This is a genomic window from Acinetobacter sp. CIP 51.11, from assembly GCF_000369665.1.
In the GTDB taxonomy this organism is placed as follows: Bacteria; Pseudomonadota; Gammaproteobacteria; order Pseudomonadales; family Moraxellaceae; genus Acinetobacter; species Acinetobacter lwoffii_S.
In genome coordinates this window covers 1,060,613-1,087,084 of the sequence record NZ_KB850129.1, presented here as the reverse complement: position 1 = coordinate 1,087,084, position 26,472 = coordinate 1,060,613, and the positions used below count along the sequence as shown (strand labels likewise).

The 26,472-nt window shown below is 44.8% G+C and carries 26 protein-coding genes and 1 pseudogene; 22 read left to right on the top strand and 5 right to left on the bottom strand.

Going from position 1 to position 26,472, the window contains the following annotated elements:
• The first annotated feature begins 9 nt into the window (after positions 1-9).
• Positions 10-1,941, top strand: a complete 1,932-nt coding sequence (locus tag F894_RS08870; protein WP_005247183.1) for a putative pilus system protein FilF — start codon at positions 10-12, stop codon at positions 1,939-1,941.
• Between the two features lie 58 nt (positions 1,942-1,999).
• Here F894_RS08870 and F894_RS08865 read toward each other — a convergent pair whose 3' ends face one another.
• On the bottom strand, positions 2,000-2,548 hold the full coding sequence (locus F894_RS08865; RefSeq protein ID WP_171065038.1) for an NUDIX hydrolase: 549 nt from the start codon (positions 2,546-2,548) through the stop codon (positions 2,000-2,002).
• A 123-nt stretch (positions 2,549-2,671) separates the two neighbouring features.
• Between F894_RS08865 and F894_RS08860 the strand changes: the two genes are divergently transcribed.
• The 9 genes and pseudogenes from F894_RS08860 to F894_RS08820 all read left to right on the top strand — a co-directional run bounded on the left by F894_RS08860 (position 2,672) and on the right by F894_RS08820 (position 11,040).
• Complete coding sequence (locus tag F894_RS08860) at positions 2,672-3,280, top strand: NUDIX hydrolase (RefSeq protein ID WP_005104899.1); 609 nt, start codon at positions 2,672-2,674, stop codon at positions 3,278-3,280.
• A gap of 24 nt (positions 3,281-3,304) precedes the next feature.
• Entirely contained in the window at positions 3,305-3,832 is a 528-nt protein-coding gene (locus tag F894_RS08855; RefSeq protein ID WP_171065037.1) for a gamma carbonic anhydrase family protein, read from the top strand.
• Positions 3,833-3,968: 136 nt separating this feature from the next.
• Complete coding sequence (gene tsaB / locus F894_RS08850) at positions 3,969-4,634, top strand: tRNA (adenosine(37)-N6)-threonylcarbamoyltransferase complex dimerization subunit type 1 TsaB (RefSeq protein ID WP_004646042.1); 666 nt, start codon at positions 3,969-3,971, stop codon at positions 4,632-4,634.
• Between the two features lie 16 nt (positions 4,635-4,650).
• Positions 4,651-5,475, top strand: a complete 825-nt coding sequence (locus F894_RS08845; protein ID WP_004279167.1) for an undecaprenyl-diphosphate phosphatase — start codon at positions 4,651-4,653, stop codon at positions 5,473-5,475.
• Positions 5,469-6,290 (top strand): class I SAM-dependent methyltransferase, encoded by an 822-nt coding sequence (locus F894_RS08840; RefSeq protein WP_005247179.1) that lies wholly within the window; start codon positions 5,469-5,471, stop codon positions 6,288-6,290. Before F894_RS08845 ends, F894_RS08840 begins: the two co-directional genes overlap by 7 nt.
• 120 nt (positions 6,291-6,410) lie before the next feature.
• Entirely contained in the window at positions 6,411-7,793 is a 1,383-nt protein-coding gene (locus F894_RS08835; RefSeq protein WP_005247175.1) for a C13 family peptidase, read from the top strand.
• Positions 7,794-7,836: 43 nt separating this feature from the next.
• A complete protein-coding gene (fghA, locus tag F894_RS08830; protein WP_005247174.1) occupies positions 7,837-8,673 on the top strand; it encodes an S-formylglutathione hydrolase in 837 nt (278 codons plus the stop codon).
• 120 nt (positions 8,674-8,793) lie between these two features.
• Positions 8,794-9,889, top strand: a pseudogene (locus tag F894_RS08825) (YjgN family protein).
• Positions 9,890-9,900: 11 nt separating this feature from the next.
• Positions 9,901-11,040 carry a M48 family metallopeptidase gene (locus F894_RS08820; protein WP_005247172.1) on the top strand — a complete coding sequence of 380 codons (1,140 nt, stop codon included), beginning with the start codon at positions 9,901-9,903 and terminating at the stop codon, positions 11,038-11,040.
• Between the two features lie 44 nt (positions 11,041-11,084).
• Here F894_RS08820 and F894_RS08815 read toward each other — a convergent pair whose 3' ends face one another.
• Complete coding sequence (locus F894_RS08815; RefSeq protein ID WP_005247171.1) at positions 11,085-11,363, bottom strand: DUF2218 domain-containing protein; 279 nt, start codon at positions 11,361-11,363, stop codon at positions 11,085-11,087.
• 168 nt (positions 11,364-11,531) lie between these two features.
• Here F894_RS08815 and rpe point away from each other — a divergent pair, with 168 nt between their 5' ends.
• The 4 genes from rpe to F894_RS08795 all read left to right on the top strand — a co-directional run bounded on the left by rpe (position 11,532) and on the right by F894_RS08795 (position 14,417).
• A complete protein-coding gene (gene rpe, locus F894_RS08810) occupies positions 11,532-12,218 on the top strand; it encodes a ribulose-phosphate 3-epimerase (protein WP_005247170.1) in 687 nt (228 codons plus the stop codon).
• A 628-nt stretch (positions 12,219-12,846) separates the two neighbouring features.
• Complete coding sequence (locus F894_RS08805; RefSeq protein ID WP_004279177.1) at positions 12,847-13,164, top strand: DMT family transporter; 318 nt, start codon at positions 12,847-12,849, stop codon at positions 13,162-13,164.
• Positions 13,165-13,237: 73 nt separating this feature from the next.
• Positions 13,238-13,720: a methylated-DNA--[protein]-cysteine S-methyltransferase gene (locus tag F894_RS08800; protein WP_005247169.1), complete on the top strand. Its 483-nt coding sequence runs from the start codon at positions 13,238-13,240 to the stop codon at positions 13,718-13,720.
• A gap of 34 nt (positions 13,721-13,754) precedes the next feature.
• Positions 13,755-14,417: a nuclease-related domain-containing protein gene (locus F894_RS08795; RefSeq protein ID WP_005247168.1), complete on the top strand. Its 663-nt coding sequence runs from the start codon at positions 13,755-13,757 to the stop codon at positions 14,415-14,417.
• A gap of 52 nt (positions 14,418-14,469) precedes the next feature.
• Here the strand turns inward: F894_RS08795 and F894_RS08790 are convergent, their stop codons facing one another.
• The 3 genes from F894_RS08790 to paaZ all read right to left on the bottom strand — a co-directional run bounded on the left by F894_RS08790 (position 14,470) and on the right by paaZ (position 19,336).
• Positions 14,470-15,405, bottom strand: coding sequence for a tRNA-dihydrouridine synthase (locus F894_RS08790; RefSeq protein ID WP_004646052.1), 936 nt, complete (start codon positions 15,403-15,405; stop codon positions 14,470-14,472).
• A gap of 185 nt (positions 15,406-15,590) precedes the next feature.
• A complete protein-coding gene (locus F894_RS08785; protein WP_005247166.1) occupies positions 15,591-17,030 on the bottom strand; it encodes a spinster family MFS transporter in 1,440 nt (479 codons plus the stop codon).
• Between the two features lie 194 nt (positions 17,031-17,224).
• Positions 17,225-19,336 carry a phenylacetic acid degradation bifunctional protein PaaZ gene (paaZ, locus tag F894_RS08780; RefSeq protein ID WP_005247165.1) on the bottom strand — a complete coding sequence of 704 codons (2,112 nt, stop codon included), beginning with the start codon at positions 19,334-19,336 and terminating at the stop codon, positions 17,225-17,227.
• A 262-nt stretch (positions 19,337-19,598) separates the two neighbouring features.
• Between paaZ and paaA the strand changes: the two genes are divergently transcribed.
• The 8 genes from paaA to F894_RS08740 all read left to right on the top strand — a co-directional run bounded on the left by paaA (position 19,599) and on the right by F894_RS08740 (position 26,464).
• Positions 19,599-20,543, top strand: coding sequence for a 1,2-phenylacetyl-CoA epoxidase subunit PaaA (gene paaA / locus F894_RS08775; RefSeq protein WP_004646055.1), 945 nt, complete (start codon positions 19,599-19,601; stop codon positions 20,541-20,543).
• Between the two features lie 33 nt (positions 20,544-20,576).
• The gene (gene paaB, locus F894_RS08770; RefSeq protein ID WP_004279183.1) at positions 20,577-20,867 is read left to right on the top strand and encodes a 1,2-phenylacetyl-CoA epoxidase subunit PaaB; all 291 of its coding nucleotides are present in this window, start codon (positions 20,577-20,579) and stop codon (positions 20,865-20,867) included.
• Positions 20,868-20,884: 17 nt separating this feature from the next.
• A complete protein-coding gene (paaC, locus tag F894_RS08765; RefSeq protein WP_005247164.1) occupies positions 20,885-21,640 on the top strand; it encodes a 1,2-phenylacetyl-CoA epoxidase subunit PaaC in 756 nt (251 codons plus the stop codon).
• Positions 21,641-21,668: 28 nt separating this feature from the next.
• Positions 21,669-22,169 carry a 1,2-phenylacetyl-CoA epoxidase subunit PaaD gene (gene paaD / locus F894_RS08760; RefSeq protein WP_005247163.1) on the top strand — a complete coding sequence of 167 codons (501 nt, stop codon included), beginning with the start codon at positions 21,669-21,671 and terminating at the stop codon, positions 22,167-22,169.
• A gap of 75 nt (positions 22,170-22,244) precedes the next feature.
• A complete protein-coding gene (locus F894_RS08755; protein WP_005247161.1) occupies positions 22,245-23,303 on the top strand; it encodes a 2Fe-2S iron-sulfur cluster-binding protein in 1,059 nt (352 codons plus the stop codon).
• Between the two features lie 42 nt (positions 23,304-23,345).
• Entirely contained in the window at positions 23,346-24,116 is a 771-nt protein-coding gene (locus tag F894_RS08750; protein ID WP_005247160.1) for an enoyl-CoA hydratase-related protein, read from the top strand.
• Positions 24,116-24,907, top strand: coding sequence for a 2-(1,2-epoxy-1,2-dihydrophenyl)acetyl-CoA isomerase PaaG (paaG, locus tag F894_RS08745; protein ID WP_005247159.1), 792 nt, complete (start codon positions 24,116-24,118; stop codon positions 24,905-24,907). Before F894_RS08750 ends, paaG begins: the two co-directional genes overlap by 1 nt.
• A gap of 3 nt (positions 24,908-24,910) precedes the next feature.
• Positions 24,911-26,464 (top strand): 3-hydroxyacyl-CoA dehydrogenase, encoded by a 1,554-nt coding sequence (locus F894_RS08740; protein ID WP_005247158.1) that lies wholly within the window; start codon positions 24,911-24,913, stop codon positions 26,462-26,464.
• The last annotated feature ends 8 nt before the right edge of the window (positions 26,465-26,472 follow it).

Genomic DNA, 26,472 nt, shown 5'->3' with positions numbered 1-26,472 from the left:
TACAAAAAGATGAAAAATAAAATATTATTTCCATTTGCTTTAACCACACTTTTAACGGCACTGAGTGGGTGTGGTGGGGAAAGTGCCAATGTCATTCCAGAAAAAAATGATGAAGCCACGACCAATGGTACTTGTACCCCAGGTACAACTAACTGTGTGGAATGGGGGCTGGAATATCCGCTCGATGGTTTGAACTTTAACTGTAGTAGCGATACAGAAAATACCTTTATTACGTTATTTGATAGTAAAAACGGGGTTGCTTCTGGAACCTGTCAAAAGACGGATAATATTGAGTTTTATATTCAAAGTTTTGCTTCGCGCAAGATTAATTTAGGTCAAATTAAACTCAGCGATTATGCTAGTTTTAGTGCCCAGACCCAGCTGCCGCGTTTAAGTGTCATCGATATTGCAACTGGGATTACTCGACGTCCGGTAGCTGATTTGGTGCCTAATGATCCTACCGTTCAGGTGGCCATGCGTCTGGTTAAAATTCTGCAAGCTTTGGCGCTAGAAGAAGGGCGTATTATTAATCCATCTGATGTACAACCTTTGTATATTACTGAAGAGATGCGTAAAGACCTGGCGAAAACCAGTGAGAATATCAATTTGATGGATGCCGATTTGGCGACCAAAATTAAAGATTTTGTTGATATCAGCACAATTTCGGATGAGGTGGCTTTTGCCACCGTTAAAAAACTGGTGACGATTGCTAACGCAGCCGTGTATCAGCCAGAATTTTCATTATTCTCAACTTCAGGCGTAATTGGTAGTAACCTGACGGGTTCAGATGGACTGGTGGGCTGTAATCAAAGCCCTTGTGATATTAAGAATAAGAATACTAAATATTTATTTGGCCATTTTATGCTGATTACCGATCGCCAGGGCTATACCTTTGGCAGCGGCTTACAATGGCGTGATAATGAGTTAACTCTGGCTAAAGAAAATTTATCTTCCTTAGGGGGGATTAATGCTCAACTCATCCGTAAGGTGAAACCGGTACAAATGACCGCTGATCCGCAAAGTTCATGGATTCATCCAACCAGTAAAACCATTAACACGCCTTACCGCTTGAATATTGCAAATAATGCGACTCCGCTTGAGTTGTATCAAGGCAGATTGTTGAATGATTATGTGATCGCGGGTAAAGAAGCTTTCTATAAGATGGTGACTGATAAAAAAACGCTGGATACTTCCGATCAAGCCAACTTGGGGTTGTGGCGTTTGCAGGCCGATGGTGAAAACTATACGGGAAGCGTTGATCTTTATAAGATTTTCCCGATTAGTTATCTGGATCGTCAGGTCTTTAAAACAGCGCAGAACGTCGTAGATGGGGAGAAATATATCTTCCCAATGTATGCCAATCTGGAATTTAAATTTACAGATACCACTGTTAATCCAATTACTTTAGGAATCGTAATTGATAGTAATGGTGATGTACGCACCAATATGCAATCCTCTAGTAATTTCGCGACTGATCCTGTGAATGGCTGTCAAGGTGATGTGTTGGCAGATACGCTCTTAGATCATCAAGGCATACAACAATACCGCCTCGGGACTTTGGGACGTGCATTTGTCGCTGATAAAGCGGTTTCCATGCGCCTGATTTTGGCCAATGAAAAGTTTGGTAATATCAATGGCGCATTGGTAGGGGTAGACTCACGCATCCAGTCTTCACCAGATTCTAGGGATTCGATTGTGATCGGTGGTGCGCTGCTCAATTTGTCTAATGTGTTAGATACTAATGTCGGCCAGAATGGGCGTGTAACTTTCCTGAATTCGGCAGGTGATGGGGTGCAATGGGCCAATACCTATGCCAGTTTCCAAAAAGTTTATAATAGTAACAATGAGGGTGAAACACCGGCAGATATTAACCTGGCAAAATTAAACGGTGGTTCGGTTGAGTTTAAGCTTGCAGATTGCTATCAAGTCAAAGCCAAATAATATTATTTAAAAATAAGAAATCCCATCTTAGTATGGGATTTTTTTATGCATATTAGATTTAACCGGTATGGTCTAGACGCGTGCCTAAGGTTTCCAGATGCATTGGGAAAGTGTTGCTTTTACGATCTTCAAAATAGTGTCTGAGGGTATGTTCTACACTCGGGAAGGCAAGTTCAGTCCAGGGAATATCTGCTTCATCAAATAAACGTGTTTCGATGGTCTCTTCACCCGCACCAAATTTTCCATCAATCAGATTGGCTTTAAATAGCACATAAATCTGACCAATACGTGGAATGTTATACATACAGTACAACTGTTCAATGTCTACTTCAGCTTCGGCTTCTTCGCGGGTTTCCCGGGCAGCCCCTTGCTCCATGGTTTCACACAGTTCCATATAGCCGGCAGGTAAAGTCCATAAGCCGTAGCGTGGTTCAATGGCACGACGGCACAGCAGTACTTTGTTTTCGAATAAGACTAAAGCGCCACAAATCACTTTCGGATTAATGTAATGAATAGAGCCGCATGAATCACATACGCTGCGAATTTGCTGATCGCCCAAAGGAATTTTAGCAGTGGTTTTATGTCCACAATTCACACAGAAGTTCATATTCATCATCAATGATAAAAGTATGCTCAGGATAACTGAAAAAGCAAAATTTGGCATCATTTCTCTCCCGCCCCGACTAAAATCAGCTATGATGAAATTATGATCATCTTCAGGGCTGAGAGAATGGATGCATGTGAATTGACACACAGGTTGCAGCAACGATTACGTTTTTCCAAGCGTATCCGATCTGCGCATGCTGCCGTGTTGATTGCAATTACAGATGAAGCTGACCCAAAAGTATTGCTGACGCGCCGTTCAGCTTATTTGAATAACCATGCCGGAGAAGTCTCATTTCCGGGTGGCAAGCGCGATCCGCAAGATACCAGTAATATTGTGGTGGCTTTAAGAGAAGCCTATGAGGAAACGGCACTCAATCCTTTTGATGTACATTTAATGGGTGATTTGCCGATGCAAAAAGCCCGCAATGGCATGCTGGTCAAACCGATTGTGGGACTGATTCCTCCACAAGTGAAGCTGATTCCACAACCGACGGAAATCGACCGGATTTTCTTTGCCTCATTGCAGCATTTACTTGAAGTGACACCCACGCCTTATGAAGTCCGTTTTGCCCAGCAATCTTTATATTTTCCGAGTATGCGGGTAGAAAATGAAGTGGTTTGGGGCTTAACCGCACGTATGCTGATTTCTTTATTTCAATATGGGCTGGATTATAAGAAAGACTGGCCATTTTTACTTAATTCTCCAACTTTTAAACGCTCCAAATTTTTTTAACCCTTGAACAGGATTTTATCAATGTTGTACAAATTTCAGGGACACTTACCTACCGCTACACATCAGCCCTGGGATGGCTGGGTGGCACCAACGGCAACAGTGATTGGACAGGTTGAGCTTGGACGACAAGTCAGTGTCTGGTTTGGGGCTGTAGTACGTGCAGATAACAGTAAAATTAAATTGGGTGACTTTAGTAATGTGCAGGAAAATGCAGTGTTGCATACGGATGCAGGCATTGAGATGCACATTGGTGATTATGTGACAATCGGCCATCAGGCCATGCTGCATGGTTGTACCATTGGCGATAACAGCCTGATCGGGATTCAAGCAGTCATTCTAAACAATGCCGTGATTGGGAAGAATTGTATTATTGGTGCCAATGCCTTGATTCCGGAAGGCAAGATCATTCCAGACAATTCCGTGGTGATGGGCTCACCCGGTAAAGTGGTGAAAACGCTGGATGATGACAGTATTCAAAAATTAACAATGAGCGCCATGCATTATGCCGAGCATTTTCAGAAATTTCAGGATTTGGAAGAAGTGCAACTCTAAGGCACTCTTTTAATGAGTGAATCATAAGCCTAGATTTTCTAGGCATTTTTGTATCTGTTTCGGGAAAATCTCGCGTAGCGGATATGAGTGGAGTATCATATCCGCGTTTTTTATATTCTCTGAATTAAGGTTGTGCATGAAAGTGCTGGCATTGGAGACTGCCAATGAGCAGTGTTCCGTTTCTGTAATCGATGATACTCAAGAACTATTTTTTCAGCTTGATGCGCGCGCCAAGGCACAAACGCAAACGATTCTCCCAATGATTGAACAAGGTCTGCAAGATCTTGGGCTGGCCATTGCTGATTTGACCGCGATTGCCTTTAGTCGTGGTCCGGGTTCTTTTAGCGGTGTCCGCATTAATGCTGCCGTGACTCAGGCCTTGGCTTGGTCCAATGATGTGCCGGTGATTCCGGTGTCAACTTTGCAGGCTTTGGCACAAGCAGCCTACCGTTTGCATGGTCTGACTGAAGTGTCTGCGGTATTGGATGCCCGCATGAGCGAAGTCTATATCGCGAGCTATCAACTGGATGCACAAGGGATTATGCAACCGGTCGATGATGAGCAACTGTTAAGTTATGCAGAAGGTAGCCAAGCTGTGCGCTTTACCCCGGTTGGCTCAGGTGCTGAATTGGTACAAAGCGAAACTTCAATTTATAAAGATGTGCATGCGACCGCACAGGATATCGCCAGCATTGCACGTGCAGCGGCACAAGCAGAAAACTGGGTCAGTGCAGAATTGGCATTACCCGTATATTTACGCGATAACGCGTGGAAAAAAATTCCAGAACAAGGTAAAGCATAATTAATTAGGATAAAGCATGGATCTTTTACTGCTACTCAAAGCGGCCATCATGGGTATTATCGAAGGCATTACCGAGTTTTTGCCTATTTCCAGTACCGGCCATTTGATTTTGGCATCAGAATTAATGAATTTCTGGACCAAGGAAAAGAGTGATGTATTTGTCATCGCGATCCAGATGGGGGCAATTGCTGCCGTTATTTATGAATATTGGGCACGTCTTTGGGGTGCAGCGACCGGGATTGTCAGCGGTGAACCGCAAGGTCGCCGTTTAGGCATTGGCCTGATTCTGGCTTCTATTCCGATTATATTGATTGGTCTGACTTTGGGACAAACTGTCAAACAATTACTGTTTAATGATATTGCCATCGCCATTGGTTTGATCGTCGGTGGTTTGATCATTATCTGGATTGAAAAGAATCCACCACAAGTCCGTGTGCATGAAGTTGAAGAACTCAGCATTAGAGATGCGATCTGGATTGGCCTGATTCAGGTTTTATCCTTGATACCGGGAACTTCCCGTTCAGGCGCAACCATTATCGGTGCAATGTTCCTAGGTGTGTCCCGTAAGGCAGCGACTGAATTCTCATTTTTCTTGGGTATTCCGGTCATTATCGGTGCTGGCCTGCTGGATCTTTATCAAAGCTATGATGTCTTAAATACGACTGAAGACTGGACCGTGATCGGAGTTGGGCTTCTGGTTTCCTTTATCTCGGCATTGATATTAATCCGAGCGCTGGTCGCTTATGTGGCCAAACGCGACTTTATGATCTTTGCCTGGTATCGTATTGCTTCGGGTCTGCTAATTTTATTATTTGCCTATACGGGTTGGAAACTATGGTAAGCGCGATTCGCTTATATACCGAATCTGACTATCAAGAGAAAGCACAGCACTTTGAGGCTGTGCTTTCTTCTCGTGGGGTGCAGGTCGAGATTGAAACTGTTGAAAAACTCAATGCACGTTTTTTCCGTTTAAATTCTGAACTGGCGCTTTGTGTCGATGCTGACGGACTCTGGTTATGTGCCAATGGCATGAAGATGCAACCGGACTGGCAAGCGGAAACCGGGCGTTTAAAACGCGCATCTTTAAAGTCAGAAATGATTGCACGCGCCTGTAATTTAAGTGAAAAACCAAGCTTAGTCGATGCGACTGCGGGTCTAGGGCATGACAGTCTGTTGATGGCACATTTAGGTACGCAAGTCACCCTGGTTGAACGGCATCCGATTCTGTTCACCTTGCTTGAAGATAGCCATACACGTGCCCAGTCGGATGCATTCCTGAGTCAGGTCGTGTCGCGGATTAATTTGGTCTTTTCTGATTCAGCCGATTATTTAAAACAGCAGGCCGAGCAGCAGCAGATTGTTGATGTGGTTTATCTTGATCCGATGTTCCCACAGCGGGATCAAAATCAGCAGGCAGTCAAAAAGCAGGCACAGGTCAAAAAACAGATGCAGCTGTTGCATATGTTATTACCTGAAGATGGTGAAATGGATCTGGGCGATAACCTTTTAGAACTGGCGCAGAAAATTGGCAAACGTGTTGTGGTCAAACGTCCGCGTCTGGCGGTATTTTTAGCCGGAAAAGAGCCAAATCATCAATGGCAAGGCGATGCTTGTCGCTTTGATGCGTATTTTCAGCATGAACTTGTAGCTGAATAGGATAATGGCTTCTTTATTAAGCAAAGATTTGTTATATATTTAAAATTAGCATTGATTAAATGCTTATCAAGCATAAACTTATTCAGCACATTAGCGAGCCACTCATCTCCTTGAAATCCTATGATCGACTTTAAACCCTCCATTAATTTTTGGCACGATTTTAAGAGCAACCAAATTGCCGGGATGTGGTTATTTCTGGGGTCGAGGCGTTCTTTACAACTGGTCCGTCCATCCATCATGCAACTGGTGTTCTGGGGGATCTTGGGTGGCTGCGCCAACAGTTTGTTTAGCTGGCTCAGTTCAGGCCGTATGGGAGATTTTAATTCTCAAGGTCTGATCAGTTATGCGCTTTGGCCTTTCATTGCCCTGATTGTCGGTATTTTTCTGTCACAGCGGGTCAATAATCCACGCTTGATGCTGGTGCCAGCCTTGTTGTGGCTGGTATTAGATACCCATATCATGCTGTTCCAGTGTCTGATCCAGTATCTGGGTGATCTGGATTATCTGCCTTATATCCTCTACGACTATATTCCAACGCTCTTTGTCATACTGTTTGTCTGGCAAAGTCTGGCAGTCGTCTGGGTCATCTCGCGTGAATTAAAATGGCCGTGGTGGGAACGTGCGCTGATTATGCTGGCGACCCTGTTTACCTTGGTGGTCTGGCAGATTTCAGTTAAAGATCAGCCCATCTGGAAAGTTGAAGAAATTCCACCGAGTTTTGCCGAAGATGCTTTCTATGCCCAGCCAACTCTGCTGAACAAAGCGCTGGAAAATATCGAATACGGTGAATTCGCACAGTCGCACTGGTATTTCATGGGGGTGGCCGGAGCGAGCTATCAGGATGTATTCCATTCTGAAGTCGAGCGGATTAAAGAACAGTTTGATACCCGTTTTGGTACTTTTGGCCGATCGATTGCCTTGGTCAATCACCCAGCGACACGTACCACCATGCCGATTGCTTCCAAAACCAGTATGGAGCTGGCATTGCGCCGTATGGGGCAGCAGATGAACCGTGAAAGTGACGTATTATTTTTATATATGACCTCTCACGGTTTGCCGAATGTATTTGAAATGGAAAATGCCCCACTGGATCTGGCGCAGGTTGATCCAAAATGGTTGCGTGAAACACTAGATGCATCAGGCATACGTTGGCGCGTGATCGTAATCTCGGCCTGTTTTTCAGGCAGTTTTGCTTCTGCTTTACAGAATGACAATACCTTGGTGATTACGGCTTCGGCAGCTGATCGGCAGTCTTTTGGCTGTTCGAATGAAGCGGATTATACCTATTTTGGTCGTGCGTTCTTTGATGAAGCCATGCGTGAAAATAGCAGCTTGCAAAGCGCTTTCGCACAGGCCACAGATACCGTAGCAAAATGGGAATCAGCTCAAGGTTTTGAGCCATCAGAACCGCAATGGGTGATTGGTAAGAATATGGAATTGATGTTGCCGCAACTGGAGCAACGTTTATTTCCACAGACCACTACGGCGACATCATCTCCCTAGATCAATGTCATCCACAGATCGGTTGTAATAATAAGGAATAGCCATGGAACTTATACAGAACAATAGAAGCTTTGAAGGTGAACAGCGGATTTATCGTTTTGATTCGCGCTATCTTAAAACCCCGACCAAGTTTGGCATTTTTCTGCCGCCTCAAGCTTTAGAAGGTCACAGCTGTCCTGCCTTATTCTATCTGGCTGGTTTGACCTGTACCGAAGAAACCTTTGCCATCAAGGCGCATGCACAAGGTTTGGCGGCACAGCTTGGCTTGATTTTGATTACACCTGATACCTCACCACGTGGTGAAGGCGTGGCAGAAGGCGACAACTGGGATATTGGTCAGGGTGCAGGTTTTTATATCAATGCTACCCAGGCGCCTTGGGCTGAACACTATCAGATGGAAAGCTTTATTGTCGATGAGCTTTATGCACTGGTCACTGAGGAATTCGTGATCCATCCCGGCAAGATCGGCATCTTTGGCCACTCTATGGGCGGTCATGGCGCATTGACTCTGGCATTTAAATATCCAGAAAAATTCAAATCTGTTTCAGCCTTTGCACCGATTTGTGCCCCGAGCCAGTGTCCTTGGGGCGACAAAGCATTCTCGAATTATCTGGGCACTGAGAAAGAGGCATGGCTCGAACATGATGCAACCGCTTTGGTTCAGGAAAAGGGCGCCTTATTTAGCGATATCCTGATTGATCAGGGTTTTTCGGATCAGTTCTATAGTCAGCTTAATCCAGCCTTGTTTCAGCAAGCTTGTGATGCCGTCAACCAGCCGCTAACTTTGCGTGAACATCAGGGCTATGATCATGGTTATTACTTTATTCAAAGTTTCGTAGATGACCATTTGCAATTCCATGCCGTGCAGTTAAATCCTTAAAGCAAGACTGCACACATCTAGCAGTACTAAAAAGATTAAAAAACCTCCAAAATGTTTTTACATTTTGGGTTTTTTTCTTTTAATATCAGGTGTATAAAAGTATAAAAAATTGGGGTCGTCATGCAGCAGACAGCAGACGGTATTCGTGTCAGTGAGCCATTATTTCCAGCTGCTTCAAGTTTTTCGACTGAAGCCACGCCTTCAGTCCGCCCCAAATATCAGCGTTATGGATTCAGATTTCATGGCAGTGCATCCGAATATTTTGGTATCTGGATGGTGAATCTGATGTTAACCATTATTACGCTTACTTTGTATAGCCCTTGGGCAAAGGCACGCCGTATGCGTTATTTCTACGGTAATACCCAATTGTTAAAACATCGCTTTGACTTCATTGCCATGCCAAGCCGAATTCTACTAGGTCATCTACTGGCATTGGAGCTGTATGTGGTAACAGTGATCTTGACCAATTACTCCATCTTGGCCACCAGTTCATTATTGCTGATTGCTGCGATCTGTCTACCTTGGTTAATTCGGATGACCCTGAAATTTAAGGCTCGGAATAGTAAATATGGTAATGTCCGGTTTCATTTTAGTGGAAGTAATCGGGAAGCCTATAGAGTCTTATGGCTCGCGATATTGGTTAATATTTTTACTCTGTTTCTTTTCAGCCCAGTGGTGATCTGGCTATACAAACGTTACTGCTTTAATCATTTATCGATCGGACAACTTCAGTTCAGACTAGGGATTCAGTTGTCTAAATTTATGTCAGCAGTCTATGTTCCCTTATGTCTGTGTCTGGTGATTGGTATCGCATGGAGTGCAGCAATCGTTTACTGGGTCGATTTGATCGGTACAAACCTGTTTACCTTGGGTATTGTATTGAGCTATCTATTTTGTCTGGCCTTGGTCTGGCCGATGATCTCTGCACGTTTATATATATACCTGGAATCATGTAGAGCTTGGTCAAAGTTACTTTAAAACACGGGTAACTACCTGGCGTTATAGCTGGATTGTGCTGAGCAACTGGATAGTGCGTGTTCTTAGTCTGGGCTTAATGACGCCTTGGGCTGCCATCCGTTTATATGAATATCAGTTAAAACACTTAGAACTATATGTGGCAGAAGATGAAGCTAATCTTGAGCATATCTTGCAACCTGATCCGAGTGCTTTGGCCGATGAAATCCTGGACGTATTTGATTTCGATGCGTCGCTATAGGAGTAAATGTGATGAAACGACCTGTTGAAGTTAAGTTTTATGATGGAATTCTCGCTGAAGCCCGCCGTGCCTGGATTGTGCCGGATCAGCAACAAGGAATTGCCTTGAAACTTGATGAGGATGTTCCAGCACAAGTTAGCGATGCAGATTTTTATTTTGCTTATCCGGACATGGCCTACATTGGTGGTGTCGGTGGTCGTAAACCGATTATTGAGTTGCCTGAAGAGCGTCGGATTGAGTTTTTAAGCAAAGCGCCGCATTGGCTCGGGATTAAACATAAAGATATTTATCATGCGATCTGGAAGTTTGAACGTTCACCAATCCTGATTTTCTTTTCCATGATCATCGTGATTAGTGTAGTAATTGTTATTTTAAAATGGGGGATTCCTTATAGCGCCAAACAACTGGCAAAACTTCTTCCGGAGCAGATTCTGGTTGAAGTAGGCAACCGGACAGAGCAGCAATTAATTGCCCAGACCCAGCCAAGTACACTTCCGGCAGAACAGCAGACACGATTAAAAACTTTGTATGAACAAAAGATTGCCGTTGGACCACCGGCAAAGATTATTTTCCGTCAAGGCGGATCAAGCATGGGCATGAATGCCGCAGCCATCCCGAATAACACCATTATTGTGACTGATGAACTGGTGAAAATCAGCGGTACCGATGAAGAAGTCCTTGCAGTACTGGCCCATGAACAAGGCCATCTGGTACAGAAGCACAGCATGCAAAAAGTGATTTCCAATCTGGGGGCGGCGGGACTGTTTGCCTTGGTGACCGGAGATTTAAGTGATGTGGTCACAGCCTCTGTAGTCGTGTTGACTGATGCTGGATACTCACAAGCGATTGAACTGGATGCCGATGACTATGCCATGCAGCATTTGCATCAACAGCAGATTTCCAGTATTCACTTGTCTAACTTTTTGCAGCGGGTGGAAAATGCCAGAATACTGGCAGAGGAATCGCAAACTATAAAAATGAAAAATTTCACTCTCAATATCGATGGAAAAGACCGACACCTGACAGAAACCGAACTGAAATGGATTCGCCTGATCGGGAAGTTTAAAAAATATCTGAAATCTCACCCCGAACTGGATAAAAGAATTGAGCGTATTCATGCCTTTAATGAACAGGCGAATCATCGTATTTAGTTTCTGATCATTGCTATGCCTTGATCATCAAGGCTTTTTAGTCCCTATCTTTGCCAGTTAGCAGTCAGATTTTCCTGTCCCATACGGATCAGATGATCCAGTACTACATTTTCAAGTTTATTCAGGTCAGTGGATTCATCATTACTTTGAATCGTTACGGTTAGATGATCCTGTTCAGGAGCCAATATCACTTCAGCATTTGGAAAATGAATCAGGAAATTTTGTTCGGTTTCATCAATATTAAATTTATGTTTCCAGTGATTGGCCAGGCGTTTGGCAATTCGTGAAGCTTGTTGTGTCTGGATATGGGCAATACTTTTCATCAGTCTTCTACACTATTCATCATTATCCTGCACTTTAAACCAAGCGGTGATGCCGGCATAAGCCTCAAAGCGTTACACAGCGTTTTAATCTTGCAACATCGAATCACAGTAGCCGGAGCGGATTTGATATAATGGGAAAAATCCAATTTCAACAAACCAGGTTCTCCCATGTCCAAGCCTTATTTAATTGCCCCTTCTATTTTATCTGCTGACTTTGCCCGTTTAGGTGAAGAAGTCGAGAATGTGTTGGAAGCAGGTGCAGACGTTGTTCATTTTGATGTCATGGACAACCATTATGTACCGAACCTGACTTTTGGTGCAGGTGTTTGTAAGGCCTTGAAAAATTATGGGATCAAGGCGCCCATTGATGTGCATTTGATGGTTAAGCCGGTGGATCGCATGATCGGGGATTTCCTTGAAGCGGGTGCTGATATCATTACTTTTCATCCAGAAGCTTCTGATCATATTGACCGTTCTTTACAGTTGATCAAATCAGGTGGTGCAAAAGCGGGACTGGTATTTAATCCGGCAACACCATTGCATTATCTGGATTATGTGCTGGATAAAGTCGATCAAATCCTGCTCATGAGCGTGAACCCGGGCTTTGGCGGACAGAAATTTATTCCAATGACTTTGGATAAATTGCGTCAGGCACGCAAACTGATTGATGCTTCAGGTCGTGATATTCGTCTGGAAGTCGATGGTGGCGTTACGCCAAGCAACATTCGTGAAATTGCCGAAGCGGGTGCCGATATGTTTGTAGCTGGTTCAGCTATTTTTGGCAAGCCGGATTATAAAGCTGTGATTGATGAAATGCGTACGGAATTAGCGAGAGTAGGGCAGGTTCAACTGTAATCGTTAAAAACTCATAAGTGCATAAATATGTGGATAACTTTATGGATAAGTGTGTAGATATCTATGTTGATAACCATATGGATATGTTGCATAAAATGTAATCGTTTGTAGCCTGATTGATTGCGATTTAGACAAAATTTGTATAAAAAGAACTCAAATTGGGTTCTTTTTTATCGCCTATAAATCTTGTCTTTGGTGGTTGTTTATTCACCATAGGTTGATAATGGAACCAGGCAAAAAGTGATCAATGTGTCGTATATTTGTGTTTCATTATGTAATTTCTCCAGACAAAGTTTAAATTTAATTGATGTGTATAACTTAATATTCTGAGTCCATTCTCATGTAATTGTTGTGAATGAATTGCCCGATTATTAGAACTATTTCTGACTTGGCATTTTCAACATCTACCATAACCAGAGTAGCCATGAATGTCGTGAGGATTTGAGTAAGGCAAAGTTAAGTTGTATCTCGATAAGTCATGTTTTGTAAAAATAGCCAGATTACTGCAATGTGGTTTTATAAAATTTTTACACCTAGGAGGAACGACCTCCCTTGTGAATTGCATATCGGAATTTACAGGAAAAATCGTCAGGACGGCCTGATTCTTATATAAAAGGAGGAGGGCTGCATGGCCTGGATCGTACTTATTCTTGCGGGTATTTTTGAAATCGTTTGGGCATATTCGATGAAGCTGTCTGAAGGCTTTACCAGACTTACCCCAAGTATTATTACCATTGTCTTCATGGTACTGAGTTTTGCTTTGCTGGCTTATGCGATGCGTACTTTGCCACTAGGTACAGCCTATACGATCTGGACCGGGATTGGTGCAGTGGGTTCATTTCTCATTGGTATTTGGGTTTTGGGTGAACCCGCTACAGCGTTGCGTATGCTGGCTGCCGTACTCATCATTTCCGGTCTGGTGCTGATGAAAGTATCCTCTTCATAATTTGTTTCTGCCTGTCTCGGTGAACTGGGTTAATATAGAAAATGAACTCCAGTGATTGGGACAGGGCACCATCATGAACTTAAGTTATCTTTATATGGACTCGCCTGTAGGTCAGCTACAGCTGGTCGCGAATGAAACCGCGCTGGTAGCCGTGCTTTGGGATTGTGAACAGCCGAATCGGGTGAAACTGGCGACCTTGGTTGAAGATCCGCGACATCCGGTCTTGATTGAAACCAGACGCCAGCTCCAAGAATATTTTGCCGGTCAGCGCAATGTTTTTGACCTGCCTTTGGACTTTGCCGGTACTGATTTTCAGAAAAAAGTTTGGCAGGCGCTACTGAATATTCCCTACGGACAGACCCGAAGCTATCGTGACATTGCTGAACAGGTGGGTAATATCAAGGCAGTACGCGCCGTGGGTGCAGCCAATGGCAAAAACCCGATTTCGATTATTGCACCCTGTCATCGGGTGATTGGTCGCAGTGGCAAGCTGGTAGGATTTGCCGGTGGTTTGGATAAAAAAGAAATCCTGTTAAATATTGAGCGAACGCATTAATATTTCAACACTTAAAACAAATGAAAATTAGAATATGGAACATTCTACCATACAGCTATTAAGTCCATTCTGGTCCAGCTTAGGGTGGATTCTTCTGCTTTTCTTTGGCGTGATGATTTTTAAATTATTCAAGCCATTTTTAAAAGGGAAATTAGGAGAATTTGCGGTTGCTGCCCATGTCAAACTGTATTTAAAAGATCTTCAATATATTCTGCTCAATGATTTGACTCTTCCAGACGGGACAGGCGCGACCACGCAGATCGATCATCTGTTATTAAGTCCTTACGGAATATTTGTGATTGAGACTAAAAACTATAAAGGCTGGATATTTGGAAACGAGCGACAAAAAACCTGGACCCAGAAAATCTATAAAAACAGTTATAAATTTCAGAATCCGATTCATCAGAACTATAAGCACATCAAAGTATTGGAGCAGCTACTGGCAGATATTGTGGAACCAGACCTTTTGCATTCTGTGATTGTATTTATGCCGGATGCTGTGTTTAAAACACCGATGCCAAATCATGTATTTCGGGGTGCAGGCTGGATCGACTATGTGAAAAGTTTTGATCAGCAGATGATTTCTGAAACGAAATTAAAACGGATACAACTGCGGCTAGAAAAAGAAGTTTTAGAAAAATCTTGGAAAACTAATCGGGAGCATGTAGAAAATTTAAAGCATCTTAAGCAGTCATAAGCTTTTACGAGTCCATAAAAAAGCCTTTAAATCATTCAAAGGCTTTTTGGTTTTAAATATTTGAAGCTTTCAGTTTTTCGGTAATCTCGGCCAGAACTTTAATCCGTTTTACTTCATCCCATAATGCTTTGGCTTCAGGATAATGTTTCGACATCATGCCGAGCCATTGCTTGTAACGACCGACCATCCCGATCTCAGTTTTGGCTGGGCCGTTGATAAAACGAATTTGCAGTTGTAGCAGTTCATTCCATTTCATCAAAGGTGCATCCGAGTTTTGACGGATACATTGAGTCAGGTCGGGTGTGGTCACTGCACCACGGCCAATCATCAGGTCTTCGCAGCCAGATTCTAGTCGGCACTGTTTGGCATCGGCATTGTTCCAGATTTCACCATTGGCTATCACATTGATTTTGAGTGCTTCACGAATCGGTTGTAGCTGGTCCCAAAAAGCGGGTGGAGTATAGCCATCGGCTTTGGTGCGTGCATGAACGGTAACCCATGCTGCTCCTGCATCTTCAATGGCATGGGCATTTTCCAGCATGAAATTACGGTCCATATAACCCAGACGCATTTTGGCGGAAACCGGAATATGCGCAGGCACTGCATCACGCACGGCTTTAACCAGCTCATGTACGACTTCGGGTTCATCGAGCAGGACTGAGCCCCCGCGATGACGGTTCACGGTTTTGGCCGGACAGCCAAAGTTCATGTCAATTGCCGGTGCGCCCATGGCTGCCACTTTGGCGGCATTCGCTGCCAGCATCTCCGGATTATTTCCTAAGAATTGGACATGTACCGGTGTACCTGCCGCCGTCTTGCCATCATTCAACAGTTCAGGGCAGTAAGTATGATAAATATGATCGGGCAGAAGGGAATCGGTGACACGGATAAACTCGGTCACACACCAGTCAAAGCTACCTACGGATGTCAGCACATCACGCATAATCGGATCGGTTAAGCCTTCCATGGGAGCAAGCACAAGTTTCAACGGTGCACACCTGTAAATTTAAAACGGTGTTATACGTTTTTTTAGGCAGCCTGTCTAGGCTGGATCGGAATTGAATGATGAGTACCTGAAAATTGAACTTTTTGGGCTGATATAAAAAGGCCTTTAATGTGGATTAAAGGCCTTTAAAAGTGAAAATTAAGAAGGTTTAGCAATATCCAGCCATTTTAGTCAGCCAGTTTCTCGACTTTCATACTTTCACGATAATACTGACAGCCCTTGTACAACAGGAAGCAACCAATCAATCCGGCAATCGCATTGACGATCGAGATCGAGTTACCAACCATTAAGGTATTCTGGAAATATTTATCCGTGATTAATGCCACAGCGGTGGTTCCGACGCCTAAGGCAATCAGGTTTGAAACCAGCAGGAACTTGGCAGATACCTGTGCGCGTAGCTGGTTTGGTGTCAGCATTTGCGTAGCAGCAGCCGATGCAGGAATCGGGAAAGTGGAGAAGAACATCGCCACAAAAATCAGCGCAAATGAAAGCTGCATATTATCGACCTGAGTGAACAGCACACTCGGAATAATCAGCGCTGCACAGCCAATCGCACCGGTACGAATTGCAGCATCGCTATAGCCACGTTTCGAGAAGAAGTCGATCAACCAGCCACAGAATAAGGCACCCGAAGTATTCGCGACTAGAATAATCGTACCGAGGATATAACCGGTTTGACTCGCATCCAGACCGAAATTACGCATGTAATAGGCAGGTGCCCAGCCCAGCAGCGAATACAGCATCATGGTGTAAAAAGAAAAGCCAATAAAATGACAGAAGAAGGTCTTTTTATGTGTCTTGATAAAACCAATCGAATTTTTGAAAGAGGCTTTAATGACCTGGCCATCCTGATCGACTTTCATACCCTTACGTGCAGGTTCACGCACCGTCAGCACCATGAGTAGGGCTAGTAATACGCCTGGAAGACCCACAATCATAAAGGTAAGTTGCCAGGTTTTCACTTCACCAATGAGGGGTAAGGCTACGAAGCTGACATCTTTTAGCAGGCCAATCACATAGCCGCCAATCAGGAAAGCTAGGCCCGAACCAATAAAGGCACCAATCGCATATACACCGAGTGCACGGCCTAATTTATCTTTCGGAAATAAATCGGCAACGATTGAATAAAAGGCAGGGGAAAGCGCAGCTTCACCGGCACCCACACTCAGACGTGCAATAAACATTTGAATAAAGTTTTTACTGAGGCCACAAGCCGCTGTAGCGAGACTCCAGAATGCAATCCCGGTTGCAATAATTTTAATCCGTGACTTTTGATCCGCCAATGCGGCAATGGGCAAGCCCATAATGGCATAAAATAAGGAGAAGGCCAGACCCTGTAACAGACTAAACTGAGTATCGCTCAGCATTAAATCGGCTTTAATCGGTTCAATCATGAGCGATAAAATTTGACGGTCTACAAATGACAGAATGTAAGCCACCATACAAATGACCACCACATACCATTGATAGGTGCTGCTTTCCGGTGGCGGTTCAATCTGTTCAGACAGCGGCACAGCCGTTTCTGTCGGTGTAGGCTCAAAATTTTGATTTGTTGGTTGAATCGTCCTTTCAACCATTTCTAGGTTCAGCGATTTATCATTCATCATGCAACATCCTGTGCTGATCGTTTGAGATATTTATTTGATACTTTTAATATGCTTGTTATTTTTATATTGTATCGTATTTAATTAATCTAGAGTCTAAATAGAGAGACGTCAATCTGTTTTTAAAAATAGATACAAATAATTTTTAAAGGCAAAAAAAAGGAATCATAATGATTCCTTTTTTTGAGTTTAAATTTTTAGCCACGCTCAACCAGCGTTAAAATATCGTAGGTTGCAACCAGTTCATTGCGTTGGTTTTTTACTTTAATATCCCAGACCACGACACCATGTGGCTTCTGTGCCGGATCGCGCAGTGCTTTTGGAGTTTTCTGCTTACAGGTCAGTTCTACCTGAATGGTATCGCCAATTTTCACCGGTTCTACAAAGCGCAAGTTGTCCATGCCATAGTTGGCAATGACTGGGCCCTGGGCGGCATCAACGAATAAACCGGCTGCGGCAGACACCACGAAATAGCCATGGGCCACACGTTCACCAAACAGGGATTCTGCTGCAGCAATCTTGTCCATATGCGCATAGAAGTGATCACCGCTCAGGCAGCCGAAATTCACCAGATCCGCTTCGGTCACGCTACGTCGTGCAGTCAGTAAACGCTCGCCTATACGCAATTCATCAAATGATTTTTTAAAAGGATGCACGCGGTCTTCAAAGACTTGAGCTCCAGCCGTCCAGCTATGGCCGACCTGAGTCATGGCATTTGGCGAGCCTTGAATCGCAGTACGTTGCATATAATGTTTGACTGCACGCAAGCCGCCGAGTTCTTCACCGCCACCGGCACGTCCCGGTCCACCATGAACCAGTAAAGGTAATGGAGAGCCATGTCCGGTACTTTCTTTGGCACTTTCAGCATCCAGAATATGGACACGACCATGCCATGGCGCAATTTTGCTGAGCAGTTGTTCAATATTTTCATCGGTATTGCGTACGATGGATGCCACCAGGCTACCTTCGCCACGTGCCACCAGGTCAGCCAGCTGAGCCAAGTCAGTATATGGCATTAAAGTCACTACAGGCCCAAAGGCTTCAATCTTATGAATGTTTTCTGCCTGAACTGGTGCTTTGCAGACCAGTACTGTCGGTGGGTAACATGCAGACTTCTCAGTATTTTGTACTTGCAGCTTAAAGTCTTGGCGCAAGTGGCTACCGAATACAATCTCTGCATCCTGGCTCAGCTGTTCAACTTTTGCCGCGACATCATGTTTCTGTTTGACGCTGGCCAAAGCACCCATCGTCACGCCTTCCTGAGCCGGATCGCCCACGACCACTTTTTTTAGTTTTGCAATCAGACGGTCTTGTACTGTATCCAATAGCTCGGCCGGCACAAAAGCACGACGAATGGCGGTACATTTCTGTCCGGCTTTGGTGGTCATTTCACGGAAAACTTCACGGACAAATAAATCAATCGTTTCATCATTGGCTTGCGCCGTCAAAATTGCACTGTTGACCGAGTCTGCTTCCATGGTGAATGGAATCGAGTAGGCATTTAAGTGTGGATGCGAACGCAGTTTTTGCCCTATTGAAGCAGAACCGGTAAAAGTGACCGTATCTTGAGGATTTAAATGATCAAATAAATCATAGACCTGTCCGCAAATGAGCTGCAGTGAACCTTCTGGCAAGAAACCGCTTTCATGAATGGCTTTAACTACGGCATGAGTCAGCTCGGCACCTTCGGTCGCCGGTTTGACAATACAGGGTACGCCTGCCAGCAGTGTCGGTGCGATTTTTTCCAGCATGCCCCAGATCGGAAAGTTAAAGGCATTGATATGCACGGCGACACCGGCTTTAGGCGTCAGAATATGTTTCGCGCCAAAGCTACCTTGCTTAGAAAGAGGAATCCAGGCATCTTCGACCCATGCTGTTTCATCACTCAGTTCACGACGCACCAAACTCGAATAAGCATATAAGGTGCCAATCCCGCCTTCAATATCAATCCAGGCATCTTTACGGGTACAGCCGGTTGCTTTGGCAAGCTCATAAAAGTCTTCTTTGCGTTCCATCAAATACTGAGCCACTTGCTTCAGTGCATTGGCACGTTGATGGAAGGTCCATGTGGCAATAGTCGCGCCTTTTTGTTTGGCATACTTCACCACGGCTTGGGTATCGATGCCCTGACTGCCGACCTGATAAACCGCTTCACCGCTAAGGGCATGATAAACCGTACGTAAATCGGCTTGCGCTGCGTATTCCTGGCCGTACACCAGTGAAGATAAGCTTTTGATGGCAATAGGATTATGGGTTGATTCAGTATCTTGATAATCCGTTGTGCTTGAGCTGCTGTCTAACTCTAACATTGTAAAAACTCCATTTATGATACGTTTTGAGATATATTTTAATTTTGATGTTTCATAATTTGTGTTGAAAAATTGAAAATGTCAATCATAAATCTGTATTTAAAAATGCGTAACAATAAAATAAAAAATATTAATTTATATAAAACAAATATTTATTAAAAATAAGGGGTGAAAATTAAATGATACCAATAAATAGATATTGATTTTAATTACGTATCGTTTTAATTTGAGTGTATCAACACTTGGGATAAGTGAGGGAACAATGAATAATCAACAACAAATCTTCGATCAAAAGATTGAAAAGGATATTTCCATCGAGCCGAAGGACTGGATGCCGGATGCTTATCGTAAGACCTTGATTCGTCAGATTGGTCAGCATGCACACTCTGAAGTGGTGGGCATGTTGCCGGAAGGCAACTGGATTACCCGTGCACCGACCTTGAAGCGTAAAGCTGTGCTGATGGCAAAAGTTCAGGACGAAGCCGGTCATGCCTTGTATCTGTACAGTGCTGCAGAAACCCTGGGGGCGGATCGTGACGACATGATGGATAAACTGATTGCCGGTCGCATGAAATATTCTTCCATTTTTAACTATCCAACCCTGAGCTGGGCCGATGTTGCCGCGATTGGCTGGCTGGTGGATGGTGCAGCCATTGTCAATCAGGTTGCGCTGTGCCGGACCTCTTACGGTCCTTATGCCCGCGCTATGGTGCGTGTGTGTAAAGAAGAGAGTTTCCATCAGCGTCAGGGCTTTGAAGCCATGATGGAACTAGCCAATGGTACGCCGGAACAAAAGCAGATGGCACAGGATGCAGTGAACCGTTTCTGGTGGCCGGCACTGATGATGTTTGGTCCGAGTGACGATAATTCACCGAACAGTGCACAAAGTATGCAGTGGAAAATTAAATTATTCAGCAACGATGAGCTACGTCAGAAATTTGTCGATAACACCGTGTCGCAAGTTTTGCAGCTGGGTTTAACCGTTCCCGATCCAGACCTTAAATTCAATGAAGCCACCGGACATTACGAATTTGGTGAAATCAATTGGGATGAGTTTTTTGCGATTCTTGCAGGCAAGGGGCCGTGTAACCATGAGCGTATTGAAGCACGCCGCAAAGCTTGGGAAGGCGGCAAGTGGGTACGTGATTCCGCAGCTGTCTATGCTCAAAAACAGCAGCAACAGTCAGCAGCACAAAAAGTCGCTTAAAAAATAGTTTGATCAATATAAGGAAATTTGCTCATGAATAACAAAAATAACTGGTCACTTTATGAAGTGTTTGTGCGTAGTAAACAGGGTCTAAGTCACCGTCATGTCGGCAGCCTGCGTGCACCGGATGAGGAAGTCGCACTACAAAATGCCCGCGATGTATATACCCGCCGCAATGAAGGGATCAGTATCTGGGTGGTGAAATCTGAATTGATTACCTCTTCACAGCCAGATGAAAAAGCAGAATTTTTTGAACCCGCTTTGGACAAGGTTTATCGTCATCCAACCTTTTATAACATTCCAGCTGGCATCGAGCATATGTAAAGGGAAAGGTGAAGAATATGACAAATCAAGTATTGGCAGAATTTCTTTTACATGTGGGTGACAGTCAACTGATCCTGTCTCATCGTTTTGCAGAGTGGTGTGGTCATGCACCTGAACTGGAGCTGGATATTGCCTTAGCCAATATCGGACTGGATTTATTGGGTCAGGCACGTACTGCCCTCAGTCTGGCGGGTGAAGTGGAAGGACAGGGCCGTGATGAAGACAAGCTGGCTTATTTCCGTACCGAACGTGAATACCGTAATTTGCTGCTGTGTGAACAGCCGAATGGTGACTTTGCCCAGACCCTGGTGCGCCAGTGGTTGATGGATCACTACCACGCTTTATTGTTTAGCGCCTTAAGTCAAAGTCAGCATGCTGAGTTGGCGGCTTTTGCAGTGAAATCACTCAAAGAAGTGAAATATCACCAGCGTTTTTCCACCACCTGGATGGAACGCTTAAGTTTAGGTACCGCAGAAGCGCATGAAAAAACCCAGCAAGGTTTAAACCAGTTATGGCGTTTTACCGAGGAACTTTTTGTTCTGACGGCTGATGAAAGACAGTTGGTCGATAGCGGTGTCATTCCAGATATTGAAAATTTAAAAGCCCAGTGGCTGGAGACCATTACATCCGAGTTAGCGCGATTTGAATTAAGCCTGCCAGAGCTAGGCGCTTATCGCAGTGGGGCTAAACAGGGCTTACATACAGAACATCTCGGTTTTGTTTTGGCTGAACTGCAATACATGCAGCGCTCATATCCAAACATGAACTGGTAATTTGGCACAATCACAGGGAGTGAGTCGCATGAATCTGATTCGACACGTAGAAGATCAATGTTGGGACGTTTTGCAGCAGGTTTCTGATCCAGAGATTCCGGTATTGTCAGTGATTGATCTGGGCATGATTCGTGGCGTCGAGCTGAATCAGCAGGATGAAATTGTGGTGCGACTCACGCCGACCTATAGCGGCTGTCCGGCCACGGATTTATTAAAAGCAGAAATTACCCAGGCTTTCGAGGCGAACGGTTTGACGCCGGTCAAAGTCATTGTGGACCTGTCTCAAGCCTGGACCACGGACTGGATGAGTGAATCGGGCAAACACAAATTACAGCAATATGGTATTGCCCCGCCGCAAGGTCAGTCACATAGCTGTGGTACGCATGTGGCATTGACCGATGGCATCACCTGTCCACAGTGCTTAAGTAACAACAGCAAATTATTAAGTGAATTCGGTTCGACCGCCTGTAAAGCTTTATATCAATGTCGGGACTGCTTAGAAACTTTTGACTATTTCAAATGTATTTAATTGTAACGATTGCGCGGTGGGCAGGGTAAACCAATAAGAAGCCTGAACACCGCCACCTAAAAGAAGGATTTTGCCATGAGCCAATTTATACCATTAACCATTAAATCGATTCAGCCACAAACCGAGCAGGCGATCTGCATTGCCTTTGATCTCGCGCCTGAGCAGTTGGATGCTTTTCAATATCAGCCGGGTCAGCACCTGACCATTCGTCATTTAACCGATGACGGCGAGCTGCGCCGCTGTTACTCGATCTGCAGTGATACGCAGGAAGATATGAGCATTGCGATTAAAAAAATTGATCAGGGTCAGTTCTCGACCTGGGCCAATGCGCATTTGAAAGCGGGCGATGTTGTAGAAGTGATGCCACCACAAGGGGTGTTCTTCCAAAAAGCAGCCAAGACTGGTGGTCAAAATTATCTAGGCTTTGCAGCCGGCAGTGGCATTACGCCAATTTTATCGATTGTAAAGTCGGTGTTAAACCGTCAAGCGGACGCAATATTTACCCTGGTGTATGGCAACCGTTCCTGGAAACAGACCATGTTTTCTGAACAGATCATGGACCTGAAAGACCGCTTTAAAGAACGTCTGCAACTGGTGAATATTTTTTCACGTGAACTGAATGATAGTGAAATCTTTAACGGTCGGATCAACGCAGACAAATTACAGCAGCTGTTTCAGGCGAATCTGATTTCAGCCGACACCGATCATTGTTTTGCCTGTGGGCCTGAAGAAATGATGGCAGCGGTTGAAACGGTATTACCGATTTGGGGTATTCAGTCGAGCAAGATTCACACTGAACGCTTCAATACCGGCACTGCACCAAAAGCAACAGCACAGCAGATGGAAAGCCGGAATGAAGAACGCGTCAATATCATCCTCGATGGTCGCGAGCTGATTGTTGAAGTCTCTAAGCAGGATGACAGTATTTTAGATGCTGCGCTACGTGCCGGAGCCGACCTGCCATATGCCTGTAAGGGCGGCGTTTGTGCCACCTGTAAATGTAAGGTGTTAGAGGGACAGGTTGAAATGGCGGTGAATTACAGTCTGGAAGAAGATGAAATTCAGAAAGGCTATGTGCTCAGTTGTCAGGCACGTCCAACCACGGCCAATGTCCGACTCAGTTTTGATGAATAAAAGCTGAATTTACAGCACCGCGAGCATAGCAGGAGTTCAAGGATGACCTACATTAAAACCAGCTCACCCAAGCCGGGTGTGGTACTGATCGAGCTAAATCGTCCAGAAAAGCGCAATGCTTTAAACAATGCCACCTTGCAAAACATTGCAGCCTGTCTACAGGACTTGGAAACAGATGCTGCTGTGAAAGCCGTGGTCATCACCGGAAATACGCAATGCTTTGCTGCCGGTGCTGATTTAAATGAGCTGGCGCAGTTAGATGTGGTCAGCATCCAGCAAGACCAACGCCCACTGCTCTGGAAAAAAATTGATGAATTTTCCAAGCCTTTAATCATGGCCGTAAATGGTTATGCTTTTGGTGCAGGTTTCGAGTTGGCTTTGCATGGTGACATGGTGCTGACCGGAGAAAATGCCCAGTTTGCCTTGCCTGAAATCGGTTTAGGTATGTTGCCGGGTGCCGGTGGAACCCAGCGTCTGGCCCGTCTGGTCGGTCAGCAATTAACGATGCGCTGGGCCATGACTGGTGAAATGATTTCGGCACAAACAGCCTTGCAACATGGCATTAGTAGCCAGGTTTGTCCGGCAGGACTGACCGTGCAATACGCACTGGAACTGGCAGAAAAAATTGCCAAGCAGGCACCGCTGGCCATTCGTGCCATCAAGCAATCTTTAAAGTCGATTCATGAAGTGACTTTAAGTCAGGGACTGAAACTTGAACGTCAACATTTTGTCTGGCTGGCGGCGACCCAAGATCGCCAGGAAGGCATCAATGCATTTTTAGAAAAAAGAAAACCAGAATTTAGAGGTATGTAATGGATTATCAAACAATTATTGTCGAAGAAAAAAATGCAGTGGGCTACCTGACCTTTAACCGTCCAAAACAGCTCAACAGCTTTAATGAAACCATGCATCAGGAAGTCTCCAAGGTCATCAAGGCTTGGGCCAAAGACAGCCAGATTCGTGCCGTAGTGATCTCAGCCGAAGGCCGCGGTTTCTGTGCCGGTCAGGATCTGAATGACCGTGTGGTCGATCCGAATGCCGATGCACCGGACTTAGGTCTGTCGATTGAAAAATATTACAACCCTCTGATCAAGCTGATTACCGAAATGCCTAAACCGGTGATTTGTGCGGTGAATGGTGTGGCAGCAGGGGCAGGCGCCAATATTGCCCTGGCCTGTGACATTGTGGTGGCAGCAAAATCGGCTTCCTTTATTCAGGCCTTCTGCCGTCTTGGCTTGGTGCCAGATTCAGGCGGTACCTGGTTCCTGCCGCGTCTGGTCGGGCGTGCTCAGGCGATGGGCCTTGCCATGCTCGGCGATAAAATTCCGGCTGAGCGCGCAGTACAACTGGGCATGATCTGGCAAGTGGTTGAAGATGAACAACTGCAAGCAGAAGCGAAAAAACTGGCAGAGCATCTGGCACAGCAACCGACCTATGGTCTGTCCCTGATCAAAAAAGCCATCCATGCCGCAGCCGACAATAATCTGGATGAGCAGCTCATTCTGGAACGTGACCTGCAACGTCTGGCTGGACGTTCAAGCGACTATAAAGAAGGTGTACAAGCCTTTATGCAGAAGCGTACCCCTGAATATAAAGGATGCTAAATCATGCAACAGATCAATTTGGAACAAGTCAAAGTTGCTGTGGTCGGTGCTGGAACCATGGGGATTGGTATTGCACAACTGGCAGCCATGCACGGGCATCCGACCTATGTGTTTGATCTCGATCGCAGCAAAGTTCAGAGTGCCTTAACTGCTTTAGAGGCGCAGCTTAGCAAGCGCGTACAAAATGGCAAAATGACCCAGCAATTGCTGGAAAGTACCTTTGCCAATCTGATTGTGGCAGAGGACATTCAGCAGCTTGCCGATGCGGGCTTAATTATTGAAGCCATTGTAGAGAAGAAAGAAGTCAAACAAAACCTGTTTCAACAGCTGGATACCATTTGCCCGGAACAGACGATTTTTGCGTCCAATACTTCTTCGATTTCCATTACCGCCATTGCCTCGGCGATTCCACATCCAGAGCGAGTGATTGGTCTGCATTTCTTTAATCCGGCGCCGGTGATGAAACTGGTCGAGATTATCCGCGGACTGAAAACCTCAGCAGCGATTGCCGATGCAGTATTTGATCTGATGAAGGACTGGAACAAGGTTCCGGTGCGAGCCAAATCGACCCCCGGTTTTATCGTCAATCGTGTCGCACGACCTTATTATGCCGAGGCATTTCGTGCCTTGCAGGAAAATGCCACCACCCCGGAACAGCTCGATTACATCATGCGCGAATGTGGCCGTTTTGCCATGGGGCCGTGTGAACTTACAGATCTGATTGGGCAGGATGTGAATTTCTCGGTCACACAAAGTGTCTATCAGGAATTTTTCTATGAGCCACGCTACCGCCCGTCCTTGATTCAAAAAGAACTGGTCGATGCCGGTTGTTATGGTCGCAAGTCCGGTCAGGGTTTTTATGATTACGCTCAGGCCAAGCCTACGCCTGTATATGAATTGCCAGTGTGTTATGCCAAGTCGCTGAATAAGCTCAAAGTCACAGTAAAAGGTGAATGGCTACATTCCTCAGTACTGATTGAACGTTTAAAACAGGCCTCTCATGTAGAGCTGAGTTTTCAGGCAGCAGAACAGAATGAAATCCTGATTGGTGACCTTTCTCTGCGATTATCGCTTGGCGAATCAGTTGAACTTACCTATCCGCATGAGCCTGTGGTGTTGATGGACTGGCATTCAGATTGGACAAATGCTCAAGCGATTCCAGTCGTTGCATCACCGGCGTGTAGTGCTGAACAGCGCCAGGCAGTGGAGCTATTCCTCATAGGTATGGATATGATACCTATTTGGTCTAAGGATCATCCCGGTCTTTATGTTATACGTAGTATTGCCATGTTGGTGAATGAAGCCTGTGAAGCAGTATTGCATGATATTGCATCAGAACAAGATATTGATTCTTCTATGAAATATGGCGTTAATTATCCTTGTGGTCCATTCGAATGGGCAGATAAAATTGGATATTACACAATTTTACAAATTTTAGAAAATATGTATCGTATTTATGGTGAAGACCGCTATAGAACTAGTATATATTTAGCAAAGAAAGCGGTGCAGGGACATGCACAGAAAACTCAGCAGCAACCATTACGCGTTGCTGGCTAAAAGGAAGA